Raw genomic sequence first — 16,792 nt, 5'->3', positions numbered from 1 at the left:
GCCGGGTATTTTACCGGGATGGACGACCGAGTTCCAATGTGGGAGAGGGCTTGCTCGCGAACGCGAAGTGTCATTCGCCAGGTGTTTAGCTGACCCACCGCATTCGCGAGCAAGCCCGCCCCCACAGTTGACCGCATTCCAATCAACAGACCCCGCCGCGATTAAGCCCAATGTTTACAGCGCAATTTGCTCTAAAGCCCCACACTTTTTCCGGTCATCACTTCCTATACTGCGACATAAGGTCGCACATATATCCAGACCTTTCAGGCCAATTGGCCCGTGGGCGCTCCGCTGGGGGGCGATGGTAATAACGACAGGAGTGACTGGCATGATCCATCACGTCGTGGGACTTTTCACCCACCCCGATCAGGAATGGCGGGAAATTCGTGGCGATAAAGAAGAAAGCATCGGCCACATGTACCTCACCCACACGCTGATTCTCGCGGCCATCCCCGCTGTCTCAGCCTTTATCGGTACCACTCAGGTGGGTTGGGTCATCGGCAGCCGCGCCCCGGTGATGCTGACGGTGGAAAGCGCGTTGTGGATGACCCTCATGTCCTACGCGGCGATGCTCGGCGGCGTGGCGGTGATGGGCGCGTTCATTCACTGGATGGCCCGCACCTATGACGCCAACCCCAGCATGGCGCGCTGCGTGGCGTTTGCCACCTACACCGCGACACCGCTGTTTATCGGCGGGCTGGCGGCGCTGTACCCGCATATGTGGCTGGGCATGGTGGTGGGCACGGCGGCCATTTGCTACACGGTGTATCTGCTGTACGTGGGGCTGCCGACCTTCATGAACATCCACCCGGACGAGGGCTTCCTGTTTTCCAGCTCGGTACTGGCGGTAGGCCTGGTGGTGCTGGTGGCGATCATGGCCTTTACCGTGATCGTCTGGGGGCTGGGCGTAGGCCCGATCTACACCAACTGACGCGGTTTACCCGCAGGAAAAGCCACCGCAAGGTGGCTTTGTGCGTTATGCATGACCATTCGGCGCCTGACAGATTCGGATACACCCTTGTTTGCGGCATACTGGACATCTCTGGAGATATGTACAGCATGCCCGAGCAACTCAATACCCGCGTCGAAGATTGTTTCCTGCAAGCCGAATCCTTTTTCAAACGAAGCTTCAAACGCCCCCAGGTCAGCCTCAAGCTGCGGGGCCAGAAGGCCGGTGTCGCGCATTTGCACGAGAACCTGCTGCGCTTCAACCCGCAGCTGTACCGTGAAAACAGCCAACACTTCCTTAAACAGACAGTCGCCCATGAAGTGGCGCACCTGATTGCCCACCAATTGTTCGGCGAGCGCATCCAGCCCCATGGCGAGGAATGGCAGTTGATCATGCGTGGGGTTTACGAACTGCCGCCGGACCGCTGCCACACCTATGAAATCCAGCGGCGGCGCGTCACGCGGTATATCTACCGCTGTCCGTGTGCCGACAGTGACTTCCCGTTTTCGCCCCAGCGTCACGGGTTGGTGGGCCAGGGGCGGCGGTATTTGTGCCGCAGGTGCCGGCAGACTTTGGTGTTTACCGGGGAAAGCCGCGTCGAGTGAGGTTTGTGGTGCTTGTATGGCCCTCTTCGCGAGCAAGCCCGCTCCCACATTTGATCGCATTCCAACGATGGAACTCGGTTGAATGTGGGAGCGGGCTTGCTCGCGAAGGGGCCGGCCCAGGCGCTACTGAATCACCTTGGCACGCCGCAGATCATCTATCTGCTGAGCACTGAATCCCAACTCCGCCAACACCTCATCGCTGTGAGCGCCCACCGCCGCGCCTATGTGCCTGGCCGCCGGCAAGCCCTCGGAAAACTTCAGCGGGCAGGCCATTTGCGCCTGGCTGGAACCATCGCCCCGCGGCACCTGGCTGACCAGCTCCCGGGCTTTCAACTGCGGGTGTTCAACGGCCTCGCTCAGATTCAGCACCGGCTCGACACACGCATCAATCCCGGCAAACAGCTCACACAGCTCATCAAAGCTGCGTTTCTCGAACTCGACCTGCAGCGCCAGCTTGAGGGCTTTCTGCTGCTCGGGTTTGGGCGATAGGCCCATTGCCGCCAATTCAGGGCGGCCAAGGGCCGTACACAGCTGCTGCATAAACGCCGGCTCCAGACTGCCCACCGACAACCAGCGTCCTTCCCGCGATCGGTAATAGTCATAGAAACTGCCGCCATTGAGCACCTGGTTCTCCCACGCCGGCTCCACGCCGCACGCCAGGTAACCGGCGCCGGCCATGGCATTCAGGCTGAAGGCGCAGTCGGTCATGCTCACGTCCAGGTATTGCCCCACCCCACTGTGCTGCCGGGCAATCACCGCCGCCAGCAAACCGATCACCGCGTGCAACGAGCCGCCCCCCACATCCGCCAACTGCACACCCAAGGGCAACGGCCCGCTGTCCTGGCGCCCGGTGTAACTGGCAATGCCTGCCAGGGCCAGATAATTGATGTCATGGCCGGCGCGATCCTTGTAGGGGCCGGTCTGGCCGTAGCCGGTGATGGAGACGTAGATCAGCTTTGGGTTGATCGCCTTCAACGCCTCGTAACCCAGGCCCAGGCGCTCCATGACCCCGGGGCGGAACTGCTCGAGGACGATGTCGTAGTCCGCCACCAGTTGCCGCACGATCGCCACCGCCTCGGCCTGCTTGAGGTCCAGGGCCAGGCTGCGTTTGTTGCGGTTCAGATAGGCATGGCTGGCCGACACGCCCTGGTCATGGGGCGGCAGTACTCGCAGCAGGTCCATGCGTGTGGGGGATTCGATGCGCAACACCTCGGCGCCCATGTCGGCCAGCAGCAACGAGGCGAACGGCCCCGGCAGCAAGGTGGAGAAATCCAGTACTTTGAGGGACGCCAAGGGACCTGACATGCGGACTCCGATTCCGATTCGATTGGCCACAGAGTAGGCAAACCCGGCGGTCGGCGGCAATCACATAAACCATCATCCGAAGTGACTGATGCTTCCCGAAGGCATAAAAAAACCCATCCGAAGATGGGTTTTTCACAAACGCTGCAGCCTTACTTGACGGCGGTTGGAGCCGGGCCTTCGGCCACGCCCAGGTCGTCTTCTTCACGGGTGTCGGAGATACCGCGACCACCGGAAGCCAGTTCGACTTTCAGCTTGTCTTCGTCCAGTTCCTTGACCCACTTGGCCACAACCAGGGTTGCAACAGCGTTGCCAACCAGGTTGGTCAGTGCGCGGGCTTCGGACATGAAGCGGTCGATACCCAGGATCAGCGCCAGGCCGGCAACCGGCAGGTGGCCAACAGCCGATAGGGTAGCGGCCAGTACGATGAAACCACTACCCGTCACGCCAGCAGCGCCCTTGGACGACAGCAGCAGTACCAGCAACAGGGTGATCTGGTGGGTGATGTCCATGTGGGTGTCAGTCGCCTGGGCGATGAACACGGCAGCCATGGTCAGGTAGATCGAAGTACCGTCCAGGTTGAAGGAGTAGCCAGTCGGGATAACCAGGCCGACTACCGACTTCTTGGCGCCCAGACGTTCCATCTTGATCAGCATGCGTGGCAGTGCGGATTCGGACGAGGAAGTACCCAGTACGATCAGCAGTTCTTCACGGATGTAGCGGATCAGTTTCAGGACGCTGAAGCCGTGTGCGCGGCAGATGGCGCCCAGCACCAGCACCACGAACAGGATGCAGGTGATGTAGAAGCAGATCATCAGCTGACCGAGCTGCACCAGCGAACCTACGCCGTAGGCACCGATGGTGAACGCCATGGCGCCCAGGGCACCGAGTGGCGCGAGCTTCATGATCATGTTGATGATGTTGAACATCACGTGGGCGAAACGATCGATGAAGTCCAGCACCGGCTTGCCGTAGGCACCCAGGCGGTGCAGGGCGAAACCGAAGATCACCGAGAACATCAGCACTTGCAGGATGTCACCGGTAGCGAACGCGCCAACGATGGTGTTCGGGATCACGTTCAGCAGGAAGCCAACGATGCTCTGGTCGGCACCGGCAGTCACGTAGGCCGCGACTTTGGAGGCGTCCAGGGTAGCCACGTCGATATGCATGCCGGCGCCCGGTTGCACGACGTTGACCACGACCAGGCCGATCAGCAGGGCGATGGTGGAGACGATTTCGAAGTACAGCAGCGCGTAGCCGCCGGTCTTGCCGACCGATTTCATGCTTTGCATGCCAGCGATGCCGCTGACAACGGTGCAGAAGATGATCGGGGCGATGACCATTTTGATCAGCTTGATAAAGCCGTCACCCAGTGGCTTGAGGGCCACGCCGGTCTGCGGGTAGAAGTGACCGAGCAAAATACCGATAACGATTGCAACGATCACCTGGAAATACAGGGATTTGTACAGTGGCTGACGAGTCGTCATTGCAAAGTTCCTCAATCGTCCCGTGTGGCAAATATCCGCCATTGCCCACGACACTTGAATTGCGAACCCTCCTGCACTGGAGGGATTTGTTGTTTGAGAGCCTGCTCGAGGCGGTCTCCCTGCGCTCTGTATCGCAAGCGTCGTGCCACTTCTGCTGAAACTCCCTGAAGGCCTTTAGACATCAGCGCTCGGGCGATTTCCAGCTTAAGGTTATGCCTACAGACAGTGGCGGATTTCCGCCTGCTCGCCTGATCTCGTCCTACAATTTGGCGGATATCCGCCTTGTTGCACCCGCCCGGGGTGGCTAACATCCGCCACTCAATGGACGAGGCCCCTCATGCGTGAACGAACCATCGCCAGTCACTACGCCCGAGCCGCTCTCGGCGGTGCTCGCCGGGCCGGCTACGATTATTCGGGCCTGCTGCAGCAGGTCGGCATCACTGCGGAACTGCTGAGCGAGCCCCGCGCCCGCATCGCCCCCGAGCAATTCACCCAGTTGTTGCAAATGCTGTGGCTGGCGCTGGATGACGAATACCTGGGCTTCGCCGAAGGCCCGAGCAAGCGCGGCACTTTCGCCATGATGTGCCACGCGCTGATTCACTGCCGCACCCTGGAGAAGGCTCTGGAACGCGGCTTATTATTTTATAGCCTATTCCCGCAGGGTCCGCGCTGGCGTCTGACACGTGAAGGAGAAATGGCCCGCCTGAGCCTGGACGATTCGCAGCTCTGGGACCCGGATCACTTCCTCAGCGAATGCCTGCTGGTGATCTGGCACCGTCTCGGCAGTTGGCTGATTGGCCAGCGCATCCGCCTGCACCAGGCCACCTTCAGCTACCCGACGCCGCCCCACGCCGGTGAGTACGACTTGCTGTTCCCCTGCCCGCAGGTATTCGCAGCGCCCACCAGCAGCCTGGTGTTCCCCAGCCGCTACCTGAGCCTGCCGTTGTTGCAGGACGAGCGCACCCTCAAGCATTTCCTCGAACGCTCCCCGGCCGACCTGCTGTCGCGGCCGGATGAAGGCGACAGCCTTAGCAGCCAGTTGCGCCGCTTATTGAGCCGCGACCGCACGCCCTGGCCCGACCTCGAAGCCGTCGCCCAGCACCTGCATATCAGCCCGCAGACCCTGCGTCGGCATTTGCGGGAGGAAGGCACCAGCTTTCAGGCGCTCAAGGATGAGTTGCGCCGGGACATTGCGATCTATCATTTGGGGCGGGCGGATTTGTCGTTGCAGGAAATCGCCGAGCAGCTGGGGTTTTCCGAACCGTCGGCGTTTCATCGGGCGTTCAAGAAGTGGACCGGGTTGACGCCGGGGGCCTATAGAGCACAAGAAACCTAGGTGTGTATTGGTACGACTGGCCTCTTCGCGAGCAAGCCCGCTCCCACATTTGACCGAGTTCCACCTTGGGAATGCCATCGAATGTGGGAGCGGGCTTGCTCGCGAAGAGGCCGGCACAGCCAATAAAGATCACACGGCCGGGAAGTGAATCTTGAACGCAGCCCCACCCAGCGGTGAATCCCCAAGGGTCAGCCGGGCGCCATAGCTTTCAATGATGTCCTTGACCACCGCCAGGCCAATCCCCTGCCCCGGATGCTGGCGGTCGAGCCGCTCGCCCCGCTGCAGGATGCGCGCACGCTGGTCCGGCGGCACGCCGGGGCCATCGTCTTCGATGCACAACTCGGTGCCCTCCAGGCTTTCCTGCAAGGTGATGCGCACTTCGCTCAGGCACAGGCGATAGGCGTTCTCCAGCAGGTTGCCGAGCAGTTCCAGCAAGGCGCCCTTCTCGATCGGCACGTCGCATTCGTCCGGCAGTTCAAAGGCGACCTTCACGCCCTTATCGCGATAAACCTTGTCCAGCGTGTCGCACAGGCTTTGCAGCACCGGCTCCAGCCGCACCTGGTGGCGCACCAGGCCGCTTTTACGCAGGCTGGCGCGCTGCAATTGGTAGCTGATCTGCTGGCTCATGCGTTCGATCTGCGATTGCAGTACCCAGGCCTGGTCCCGATCTTCGGGGCGCTGGGCCATGTCTTCACTCACGCCTTGCAGCACCGCCAACGGGGTTTTCAGGCTGTGGGCCAGGTCATCCAGGGAATCGCGGTAACGGGTGCGTTGCTCCCGCTCGCTGTGGAGCAACCGGTTCAGGGAGCCGGTCAGGCGCAGCAGCTCGCGCGGGTGTTGCTCGCTGAGGCTTTCCCGGGTACCGCCTTCGATTTCATCCAGTTCCTGGCTCAGCCGGCGCAGCGCCTGCAGGCCCCAGGTCAGGCCCAGCCACAACAGGGTCAGCAGCACCAGCAAGGCGGCGCCGAAGCCCAGGTAGAGGTTTTCCCGCAGGCCTTCGAGGGTCAGTTGGTATTCACGCACCGGTTGCAGGGCGACGATACTGAACGCCGCGCTCTTGCCGCCCAGCAGCTTGACCTCGACGTCATAGACAAAAAATTCCTGGCCGTTGGCCTCGCGGATCCGCGCAAACTCGTTGCCGCGCCCGTCATAGCGCGGCTTGTAGTTGATGTTTTCTTCCTGGGTGGCGCGCGACCGCCAGACCAAATGGCCTTCGCGGTCATAGATGTAGCCCAGCAGGCGGCTGTCGGTGAGGTTGAAACGCTCGTCCGGCAGCTGCGCGGGCATCAGCAGGCGATTGTTTTCAACCCGGGCAGCCGAAATCAGCGTCGTGACATCCGACGCCAGGCGCTGCTCGATGGAGTCCTGCAGGGCCAGGCTGAAGGCGCCCTGCATGGCCGGCAACAAGGCCAGCATAAACAGCACGGCCAGGATGGTGGCCGCGAGCATCAAACGTACACGTAGCGAGCGAATCAACGGCAGCGCTCATTGAACAGGTAGCCCAGGCCACGCACGGTGTCGATCGGTTTGAAACCCGCCGGGCCTTCCAGCTTGCGGCGCAGGCGGCCCACCAGCACTTCGATCACGTTCGGATCACGCTCGTCGTCATCGGGGTAGAGCTGTTCCATCAGGCGGTCCTTGGCGACCACTTGCTGGTGATGCCGCATCAGGTATTCGAGGATGCGGTATTCGTAGGCGGTCAGCGCCAGTGGCTGTTCGTCGAGGGACGCCTGCTTGCGATTGAGGTCCAGCAGCAACGGCCCGGCGACGATGGTGGATTGGGTGAAACCGCTGGAGCGGCGCAACAGTGCGTTCATCCGCGCTTCCAGCTCTTCGAACTGGAACGGCTTGACCACGTAGTCGTCGGCACCCGCTGCCAGGCCTTCAACCTTGTCCTGCCAGTTGCCACGGGCGGTCAGGATCAGGATCGGGAAGGTCTTGGTCTGGGCGCGCAATTGGCGGATCAGGTCCAGGCCGCCCATGCCGGGCAGGCCCAAATCGATGATCGCCAGGTCGTGGTTGAATTGCCCGGTCTGGTACAGCGCCTCTTCGGCATTGGCGACGGCCTCGACCACGTGACCGCTGTCGGTAAGGCGGGTCAACAGGTGATGGCGCAGCAACGCCTCATCTTCGACAACCAGCAATTTCATAAAGCTCTCCAAGGCAAATCAACTTTCCAACTGGGGTATATCATAGCGGCCCTGCAGGTCTTGCTGGCGCAATTTACTGCCGTTGAAGTGACCTGACAGGTTTTCATTGCCCACGCGGTAGTCTGACTGCGGGGTGTGCTGGCCCAGGGAATGGCCCCATGGAGCCGCCTGTTCTCCGGCATCCTCGAAGCTCACCCGCTGGAGAAGGCTGTAGGGCTTTTTGCTCTTCTCCTTGGAGAAACCCGCGAAACTCGAATCAGAGGCCTGGACGCCAGCGGTGGCGCTGAGCATGGTTAAGGCCAACATCAGCTTCTTGATCGCAGTCATGGTGCTACCTCATACGCTTGGGCTTTGGGTACGGGGCCAGACTACGCAGACGCCCCTGAACTCCCCCTGAACACTCTCTGAACCTGGGCTGAACCGAGGCCGGCTACTGTGTAAAGAGTTATTTACGTATCCCCGGCCGCAGGCTATCCAGCGACCCTGCAACTCGGCAAAATACCCGGCATGAATTCCCTACCCGCCTGCTGCACCCCACTTGACGCCCATTGGCCGTTGCCCGATGCCTTGCCCGGCACGGTCTTGCTGAGCACCCGTTTTGACCCGGCCCTGCTGGCCATCGGCGATTTCCAGCGCAGCGCCGTGCCGCCACCCGCGAGCATCCAGCGTTCGGTGGCCAAGCGGCAGGCGGAGTTCCTGGCCGGTCGCCTGTGCGCCCGCGCGGCCCTGCAACAGCTGGACGGGCTGGATTGCGTGCCGGCGATCGGCGAGGACCGCGCGCCGGTCTGGCCCGCGCACATCAGCGGTTCGATCACCCACAGCACCGGCCATGCAGCGGCCATCGTCGCCCACAAGTCACAGTGGCGCGGGCTGGGGATGGACCTGGAGAACCTGCTGACCCTGGAGCGGGCGGAACGCCTGGCCGGGGAGATCCTCACTCCGGATGAATTGCTGCGCATGGCCGCCGGGCCGCGGGAGCAGGTTGCACAACTGGTGACGCTGACGTTTTCGGCGAAAGAGAGCCTGTTCAAGGCGCTCTACCCGATCGTGCAGAAGCGCTTTTATTTTGAGCATGCCGAGTTGCTGGAGTGGTCGGATACCGGCCATGCGCGGCTGCGGTTGCTGACGGACTTGTCCGCAGAGTGGTGCCATGGCAAGGAACTGGAGGCGCAGTTTGCGGTGGATGGCGGGCAGTTGTTGAGCCTGGTGGCCGTCCAGGCCTAGACCTTCTCCTGATCCCGTGGCCAACTCAGGCTGAAACACGCGCCACCCAGATTGTTGCTCTTGCTGATCAACGCCCGGCCGCCGTGCCAATAGATGATCCGCCGCACAATGGATAACCCCAGGCCGTGCCCACCCGACGCGCGGGTCCGGCTGTCATCCAGGCGCAGGAACGGCGTGAAAATCCGCTCCCAGGCACTTTCCGGTACGCCCGGCCCGTCGTCTTCCACGTCGATGCGGCAACGCACCTGGCCCACCTGGTAACTGATCAGCACCTGCCCCTGGGCGTGGCGCATGGCGTTGCTCACCAGGTTTTGCAGGGCACGGTGCAGGTAACGCGGCTCGGCCTCCACCCATGCATCGTCCCAATGCGCCGAGGACAGGCAGATGCCCCGCGCCACGTTGATTTCCGGGCGCAGCGGTGACAGTTCATCAATTACCTGATCCAGCAACGCATTGAGGTCGACCCGCTGGAAATTCAGTGCCGGCGCCCCCTGTTCCAGCCGCGCGTAGGTGAGCATTTCGTCCACCAGGCCATCGAGGTCCTGGATGTCGCTGTCCATGCCCTCCATATACTTGCGCCGCGCTTCAGGCGTGGCCGCGTCGCCGATCATCTCCAGGCCGAACCGCAGGCGCGCCACCGGGGTGCGCAGTTCGTGGGACACCGCCCGCACCAGTTCGCGCTGAATTGCCAACAGGCGTTGCAGGTGCTCGGCCATGCCATTGAACGCTGCCGCCAGGCGCCCCACCGAATCGGCGCCGCGGGCCGGCACTCGCACTTCCAGGCTGCCTTTGGCGATGCGCGTGGCGGCGGCTTCCAGGCCACTCAAGCGCCGCTCCAGCTGGCGCACCAATAAATAGACGATCAAGCCGATCAAGGTCAGGCTGATCAGCGCAATCAGGATCAGCCATTGCGCCGGGTACGGATTCATCTGATACAGCGGGCCGATTTCCAGGACCCACGGCGTGCCGACCATGCCGGCAAATACCCGGATCGAATCCCCGCCCTTGCCCAGGGCCATCACGGTATCGCCTTCGGACACGCGGCGGCGCTGGTCTTCGTCCATATCAGCCTGATTGAGCATCACCAGGTGCATCTCGAAACCAAAGCCCTTGGCTTCCTTCAGGTCTGCGAGTTTCTGCGGTTGCTCCGCCACCGGGAAACGCACCAGCTCATCGGCCAGCAGGTAAATCGTCGCGCGCGCCAGTTGTTCGCTGATTTGCTGCACTTCACCGGTCAGCAACAGTTGCTCCTGGTCACTGACCAAGCGCAGCACCCTGGCCGCGTGAGGCCCGGTTTGCTCCACCAACACCTGGCCGCGTTGCAGACGGCTACGCTGGGTCAGGTCCAGGTGCGCCTCGGCCACGGTCTGCAATTGCAGCGGGATACCCAGCAAGCGCTCCCACACTGCCAGGGCACGGCGGCGCTCGATGGCACTCATGGGTTGCAGGTTGTCGCCCATCAGCGCGAAGGTGCCGTGGGCCAGGCGCTCACGGTACTGGCCGCTGCGCACTTCATTGAGCAGGTGCAAGGCCAGTACGCCGAGCAACGCCACCAGAATCAGCGCCGCGCACATGCCGCCGTAGATGCGCAGGAAGATTGAGTTCACGGCGTCAGGTCAGCCGCAGCTTCGGGGACGAACAGGTAGCCTTTGCTGCGAATGGTCTTGATCAGGCGTGGGTGGATCGGGTCGTCGCCGATTTTCGGGCGGATGCGCGAGATGCGCACGTCGATGGAGCGGTCCTGGCCGTCATAGCCAATGCCGCGCAAGGCAGTGAAGATTTCTTCCCGGGACAGGATCCGCCCGGCATTCGCCACCAGCAGCCACAGCAGATCGAATTCGGCGCTGGTCAGTTCGATGCCGCCCTCATGCAGCCAGGCTTCACGCAGGGCGTTGTCCACCACCAGCGGGCCGAATTGCAGGCGCCGCTGTTTTTCGGGGAGTGCCGGCTCGACGCTTTCGCTGCGCCGCAGCAGGGCCTGGATGCGTGCCAGCAACAGGCGAGGACGCACGGGTTTGCACACGTAATCGTCGGCGCCCATGTCCAGGCCCAGCACCTGGTCCATGTCGTCGGTGCGCGCGGTCAGCATCAGGATCACCCCGTCGTAGCGCTCGCGCACCTTGCGGCAAATGCTCAGGCCGTCTTCACCGGGCAACATCAGGTCGAGGATCACCAGGTCCGGCTGCTCGGCGATGATCCGCGCCGCCGCGAGGGCGCCATTGCCTTCCACCGACACCCGCAAGCCGTTGCTCTCCAGGTAGTCACGGGTCAACTCGGCCAGTCGCTCGTCGTCCTCGACAATCAATACCTGCCAGGCTTCTTGCTCCATGCGTTACCTCGGTTCTAATTATTGTAGGGGCGGGTTTGCCCGAGAAAACTCGAGGGCGCCGCGTTTATTCAGGTTTCCAGCGTCATCGTTGACGTCCTTCGCGGGCAAGCCCGCTCCTACAGTTGTCATGTAGGCGAGGCATAAACTGTATGGATAACCGCCGATTGTAGCAACGGGCCGGCCCTCTGCCACAAGCGCGCAAATGCGTTCGGACATCGTGTTTTTTTGTGATAGGGTTCGCGCCCGCAAAAATCCAACCGGTTGTTTTTACCTCGGAATATTCGGTGACAAACGGCGCAATGCAGCAGTACTGCGGCCTACACGGCCATTCCACGTTTCATACACATTTTACCCACAGCGTTATCCACAGGTAGTCCGTTGCTAAGCCCCCCAAAACGCATTATCTTGTAGGTCGTCGCCAAAAAAACCCTACATGTAGGGTTTTCAGCGAAAAGACCAAACACAAATCAGACAAGAAACTCAAGCTCTTTCTTGCTCCTGTTTGGTGAACTTAAGCCTTTTTCAGAAGACCAAACCGCGCACGCGGATGGCAGCCGCTTTCTGCCCCGATCAGGCGAAAACGGTACGGGTGTTGCAGTACGAAACTGTCACCCACCAGGAATACGGTAAAGAGCCCCAAGGCTTGTAACCGAAGACTTCGGCATGGAAGCGGCGCGAACAGCTCCCTTCCTCCTGTCCCGAAGTTGTTATGCCAGGCCCCTGGCCTGTTGTAAGTGCTTCAGGACGGAACGGTGGGCACCGTGATGGTGCCCAAATAAATATAGAATGTGGAGACAACCCCCCATGCAAACCGACACAACTCGCGAGAACCCGCAGGGCTCCGTGCCGCAGGCCGCTGATTCGAACCTGGATCTGTCCGCCACCGCGCCCGGCCAATTGCGTGTGATCAAGCGTAACGGCACTGTCGTTCCTTACACCGATGACAAAATCACCGTCGCGATCACCAAAGCGTTTCTTGCAGTTGAAGGCGGCACCGCTGCTGCCTCGTCGCGCATCCACGACACCGTTGCCCGCCTGACCGAACAGGTCACCGCAACCTTCAAGCGTCGCATGCCATCGGGCGGCACCATTCACATCGAAGAAATCCAGGACCAGGTCGAACTGGCCCTGATGCGTGCCGGCGAGCAGAAAGTCGCCCGCGACTACGTGATCTACCGTGACTCGCGCGCCAAGGAACGTGCCGTACGTTCCCCGGCCGAAGAAGCTGCCGTACAAGCTCACCCGTCGATCCGCATCACCCTGGCCGACGGTACGTTTGCACCGCTGGACCTGGGCCGCCTGAACACCATCATCACCGAGGCCTGCGAAGGCCTGGAAGAAGTCGATGGCGACCTGATCCAGCGCGAAACCCTGAAGAACCTGTACGACGGCGTGGCCCTGACCGACGTCAACACCGCACTGGTGATGACCGCCCGTACCCTGGTCGAGCGTGAGCCGAACTACTCGTTCGTCACCGCGCGCCTGCTGATGGACACCCTGCGTGCCGAAGGCCTGGGCTTCCTGAAAGTCGCCGACAGCGCCACCCACCACGAGATGGCCGACCTGTACGCCAAGGCCCTGCCGGCCTACATCGCCAAGGGTATCGAATTCGAATTGCTGAACCCGATCCTGGCCACCTTCGACCTGGAAAAACTCGGCAAGGCGATCAACCACGAGCGCGACCAGCAGTTCACTTACCTGGGCCTGCAAACCCTGTACGACCGTTACTTCATCCACAAGGACGGGATCCGCTTCGAACTGCCGCAAGTGTTCTTCATGCGCGTGGCCATGGGCCTGGCGATCGAAGAGAAGCAGAAAGAAGACCGTGCCATCGAGTTCTACAACCTGTTGTCGTCCTTCGACTACATGTCGTCGACCCCGACCCTGTTCAACGCCGGTACCCTGCGTCCACAGCTGTCCAGCTGCTACCTGACCACCGTGCCGGATGACCTGTCGGGCATCTACCACGCGATCCACGACAACGCCATGCTGTCCAAATTCGCTGGCGGCCTGGGTAACGACTGGACCCCGGTGCGTGCGCTGGGTTCGTACATCAAGGGCACCAACGGCAAGTCCCAGGGCGTTGTACCGTTCCTCAAAGTAGTGAACGACACCGCCGTAGCCGTGAACCAGGGTGGCAAGCGCAAGGGCGCTGTATGTGCCTACCTGGAAACCTGGCACATGGACATCGAAGAGTTCATCGAGCTGCGCAAGAACACCGGTGATGACCGTCGTCGTACCCACGACATGAACACCGCCAACTGGATCCCTGACCTGTTCATGAAGCGCGTCTTCGATGACGGCAAGTGGACCCTGTTCTCGCCATCCGAAGTACCGGACCTGCACGACCTGACCGGCAAGGCTTTCGAAGAGCGCTACGAGTACTACGAAGCCCTCACCGAATACCCGGGCAAGGTCAAGCTGTTCAAGACCATCCAGGCCAAAGACCTGTGGCGCAAAATGCTCTCCATGCTGTTTGAAACCGGCCACCCATGGCTGACCTTCAAAGACCCGTGCAACCTGCGCAGCCCGCAGCAGCACGTGGGCGTGGTCCACAGCTCGAACCTGTGCACCGAGATCACCTTGAACACCAACAAGGACGAGATCGCCGTTTGCAACCTGGGCTCGATCAACCTGCCGAACCACATCGTCAACGGCAAGCTGGACACCGCCAAGCTGGAACGCACCGTGAACACCGCCGTTCGCATGCTCGATAACGTTATCGACATCAACTACTACTCGGTACCCCAGGCGCAGAACTCCAACTTCAAGCACCGTCCGGTCGGCCTGGGCATCATGGGCTTCCAGGACGCGCTGTACCTGCAGCACATTCCTTACGGTTCGGACGCTGCAGTCGAGTTCGCCGACAAGTCCATGGAAGCGGTCAGCTACTACGCGATCCAGGCTTCCTGCGACCTGGCCGACGAGCGTGGCGCCTACGAGACGTTCCAGGGTTCGCTGTGGTCCAAAGGCATCCTGCCGCTGGATTCGCAACAGATCCTGATCGAGCAACGTGGCCAGAAGTACATCGACGTTGACCTGAACGAGTCCCTGGACTGGGCGCCGGTACGTGCCCGCGTGCAGAAAGGCATTCGTAACTCCAACATCATGGCCATCGCACCGACCGCCACCATCGCCAACATCACTGGCGTATCGCAGTCGATCGAACCGACCTACCAGAACCTGTATGTGAAATCGAACCTGTCGGGCGAATTCACCGTGATCAACCCGTACCTGGTTCGCGACCTGAAAGCCCGCGGCCTGTGGGACTCGGTCATGATCAACGACCTGAAGTACTACGACGGTTCGGTGCAGCAGATCGAGCGCATCCCGCAAGAACTCAAAGAGCTCTACGCGACTGCCTTCGAAGTGGACACCAAGTGGATCGTCGACGCCGCCAGCCGTCGCCAGAAGTGGATCGACCAGGCTCAGTCGCTGAACCTGTACATCGCCGGCGCATCGGGCAAGAAGCTCGACGTGACCTACCGCATGGCCTGGTACCGTGGCCTGAAAACCACTTACTACCTCCGTGCCCTGGCTGCCACCAGCACCGAGAAGTCGACCATCAACACCGGCAAGCTGAACGCTGTTTCCAGCGGCGGCAACCACGGTGATGATTCGGTTCTCGCCGCACCTGCCGGCCCGGCGCCAGTGCCTAAAGCCTGCGCGATCGACGAGCCGGATTGCGAAGCTTGCCAATAAGCTGAGCAAACCCTGGGTCTAACCACCCAAGGTTGAAAAACCCCCGATAGGCCTACGGCGTATCGGGGGTTTTCTTTTGCCTGGAACAACACCGTCGCGATTCGCGCAGGTATTTCACCTCTTTGAAAACATCGGTGGGCTTCTGACCGACGTGCATCATGGCGACTTTTATCGCTGAAACAGTGATGCAGTTGCCGTCGGAGCCCTGACTGAATCCGCTCCAGATATCGCCCGGCTGGCCTTGTACCGTTCCGACAGCCGTGTATCCGCCTGTGACGCCCCCACCTATAGGCGTTATCTGAACATCCAAAAAAAAGCCCCTCACGCGAGGGGCTTTTCGGTAAAGCGAGTTAAAGCGACAACATCAGGTCATCTGAATGATGGTCTGCATGATGGTGCTTTGGGTGGAGATGGTCTTGGCGTTCGCCTGATAGTTGCTCTGGGCCTTGATCAGGTCCACCAGCTCGTTGGTCAGGTTGACGTTGGAGTTCTCCAGGGAGTTGGCCACGATCGAACCCAGGGTACCGACTTGCGGGGTATCAAAACCCGGCTGGCCCGACGCGAAGGTTTCTTTCCAGGTGGTGCCGCCGGCTGGCTGCAGGCCCTGCTCGTTGTTGAAGCTGGCCAGGGAGATCTGGCCGATGGCCTTGCTCTGCTGGTTGCTGAACGTGGCGAACAGTACGCCGCTGCCGTCGATTTTCAGCCCGGTGATTTGCCCGGTGGCGTAGCCATCGGTGGTCGGCGGGTTGCGGTAGGTGGCGGAGTTGTACTGGGTGATGTTCCCCATGTTGACGGCCACGCCGTCTGCGTTGGCGGCCGCACCGTTAGGCGTCCAGACACCATTGACCAGGCCGCCCGGCTTCCAGTCGGAAATGGTCAGGGTGGTATTGGAAGCGGTGGCTGGCGGGGTAACGATCCCGGTCAGCTTGCCGGAGGTGTCAAACGACAGCGTCGAGGCGACTGGCGCCTTCACGTCAGTACCGGTGCCGCTGATCGGCGAGCCGTCAGGGTTGCGCCCATCGATCAGGGTGTAGGACTTCCAGGTGTTGGAGTCGGTCTTCACCAGGTACTGCACCATCGGATGCGCGTTGCCCTGCGTATCGTAGAGCGTGGTGGAATATTGAGTGGTGAAGCTGTCCGATTTGGTCGGATCAAACGGGTGCGCCGTCTGGTCGATCGCCGTCTCGGAGGAGTTCAGGTTACTGGTGGAATCCACCTTGCTCGAAGCCTTCGGCGGCAGGTACGACAGGTTGAGCTGCAGGTCGGTCAAGCCGCCCTTCTGGATGTTGCCATCTGCATCCGCTGCGTAGCCTTGCAGCCGCGAGGTGCCGGTGTTGTTGGTGATGTAGCCGTCCTTGTCGGCCCGGAACGCACCGTTGCGGGTGTATTCCAGCGAACCGTCGCTGCCCTTCTGCACGAAGAAGCCGCCGCCCTGGATCGCCATGTCGAGCGTGCCGCCGCTGTTGTTGACGTCACCCTGGGTGAACTGCTGGGACACGGCCGCCAGGTTCACGCCATTGCCGATGCTGTTCTGGCCGGTACCCAGCTTGGAAGCCGCGTAGATATCCGCGAATTCCGCACGGGACGACTTGAAGCCGGTGGTCGCGACGTTGGCGATGTTGTTGCCCGTCACGTCCAGTTGTTTGTTGGCCGCATAGAGGCCGCTAAGGCCGATGTTAAAAGACATTGTTCTCTCCTTTTGCCGTAT

Annotated in this window: 13 protein-coding genes; 5 read left to right on the top strand and 8 right to left on the bottom strand. The window is 61.2% G+C overall.

The window, feature by feature from the left end:
• Nucleotides 1-328 precede the first annotated feature (328 nt).
• Both HX869_RS00735 and HX869_RS00730 read left to right on the top strand, forming a co-directional pair.
• Nucleotides 329-931, top strand: a complete 603-nt coding sequence (locus HX869_RS00735; RefSeq protein ID WP_004371402.1) for a Yip1 family protein — start codon at nucleotides 329-331, stop codon at nucleotides 929-931.
• 128 nt (nucleotides 932-1,059) lie between these two features.
• Entirely contained in the window at nucleotides 1,060-1,554 is a 495-nt protein-coding gene (locus HX869_RS00730) for a SprT family zinc-dependent metalloprotease (RefSeq protein WP_178902599.1), read from the top strand.
• A 123-nt stretch (nucleotides 1,555-1,677) separates the two neighbouring features.
• Here HX869_RS00730 and HX869_RS00725 read toward each other — a convergent pair whose 3' ends face one another.
• Entirely contained in the window at nucleotides 1,678-2,859 is a 1,182-nt protein-coding gene (locus HX869_RS00725) for a CaiB/BaiF CoA-transferase family protein (RefSeq protein WP_177019555.1), read from the bottom strand.
• A 149-nt stretch (nucleotides 2,860-3,008) separates the two neighbouring features.
• A complete protein-coding gene (locus HX869_RS00720) occupies nucleotides 3,009-4,343 on the bottom strand; it encodes a dicarboxylate/amino acid:cation symporter (protein ID WP_008435307.1) in 1,335 nt (444 codons plus the stop codon).
• A 337-nt stretch (nucleotides 4,344-4,680) separates the two neighbouring features.
• Here HX869_RS00720 and HX869_RS00715 point away from each other — a divergent pair, with 337 nt between their 5' ends.
• Nucleotides 4,681-5,679: an AraC family transcriptional regulator gene (locus HX869_RS00715; RefSeq protein ID WP_003214223.1), complete on the top strand. Its 999-nt coding sequence runs from the start codon at nucleotides 4,681-4,683 to the stop codon at nucleotides 5,677-5,679.
• Nucleotides 5,680-5,808: 129 nt separating this feature from the next.
• Here HX869_RS00715 and HX869_RS00710 read toward each other — a convergent pair whose 3' ends face one another.
• The 3 genes from HX869_RS00710 to HX869_RS00700 are packed head-to-tail and all read right to left on the bottom strand — an operon-like array spanning nucleotide 5,809 to nucleotide 8,156.
• A complete protein-coding gene (locus HX869_RS00710; protein ID WP_023659245.1) occupies nucleotides 5,809-7,155 on the bottom strand; it encodes an ATP-binding protein in 1,347 nt (448 codons plus the stop codon).
• Nucleotides 7,152-7,829, bottom strand: a complete 678-nt coding sequence (locus tag HX869_RS00705; RefSeq protein ID WP_178902598.1) for a response regulator transcription factor — start codon at nucleotides 7,827-7,829, stop codon at nucleotides 7,152-7,154. The genes HX869_RS00710 and HX869_RS00705 overlap by 4 nt, the downstream gene beginning before the upstream one ends.
• Before the next feature lie 18 nt (nucleotides 7,830-7,847).
• Complete coding sequence (locus tag HX869_RS00700) at nucleotides 7,848-8,156, bottom strand: hypothetical protein (protein ID WP_178902597.1); 309 nt, start codon at nucleotides 8,154-8,156, stop codon at nucleotides 7,848-7,850.
• A gap of 180 nt (nucleotides 8,157-8,336) precedes the next feature.
• Here HX869_RS00700 and HX869_RS00695 point away from each other — a divergent pair, with 180 nt between their 5' ends.
• Nucleotides 8,337-9,053, top strand: coding sequence for a 4'-phosphopantetheinyl transferase (locus HX869_RS00695; protein ID WP_177041358.1), 717 nt, complete (start codon nucleotides 8,337-8,339; stop codon nucleotides 9,051-9,053).
• Here the strand turns inward: HX869_RS00695 and HX869_RS00690 are convergent.
• A complete protein-coding gene (locus HX869_RS00690; protein ID WP_003214234.1) occupies nucleotides 9,050-10,660 on the bottom strand; it encodes an ATP-binding protein in 1,611 nt (536 codons plus the stop codon). The genes HX869_RS00695 and HX869_RS00690 overlap by 4 nt on opposite strands.
• Entirely contained in the window at nucleotides 10,657-11,382 is a 726-nt protein-coding gene (locus tag HX869_RS00685) for a response regulator (protein ID WP_008435295.1), read from the bottom strand. Before HX869_RS00685 ends, HX869_RS00690 begins: the two co-directional genes overlap by 4 nt.
• Before the next feature lie 804 nt (nucleotides 11,383-12,186).
• Between HX869_RS00685 and HX869_RS00680 the strand changes: the two genes are divergently transcribed.
• Nucleotides 12,187-15,084 (top strand): ribonucleoside-diphosphate reductase subunit alpha, encoded by a 2,898-nt coding sequence (locus HX869_RS00680; protein WP_008435294.1) that lies wholly within the window; start codon nucleotides 12,187-12,189, stop codon nucleotides 15,082-15,084.
• A gap of 364 nt (nucleotides 15,085-15,448) precedes the next feature.
• On the opposite strand, the gene flgE is transcribed toward HX869_RS00680, so the two are convergent.
• Nucleotides 15,449-16,771: a flagellar hook protein FlgE gene (flgE, locus tag HX869_RS00675; protein WP_003214240.1), complete on the bottom strand. Its 1,323-nt coding sequence runs from the start codon at nucleotides 16,769-16,771 to the stop codon at nucleotides 15,449-15,451.
• Between the last annotated feature and the right edge of the window lie 21 nt (nucleotides 16,772-16,792).

Source organism: Pseudomonas sp. P7779 (assembly GCF_013386315.1).
In the GTDB taxonomy this organism is placed as follows: Bacteria; Pseudomonadota; Gammaproteobacteria; order Pseudomonadales; family Pseudomonadaceae; genus Aquipseudomonas.
The sequence above is the reverse complement of the archived record's forward strand: the minus strand, read 5'-3'. Positions and strand labels throughout refer to the sequence as shown.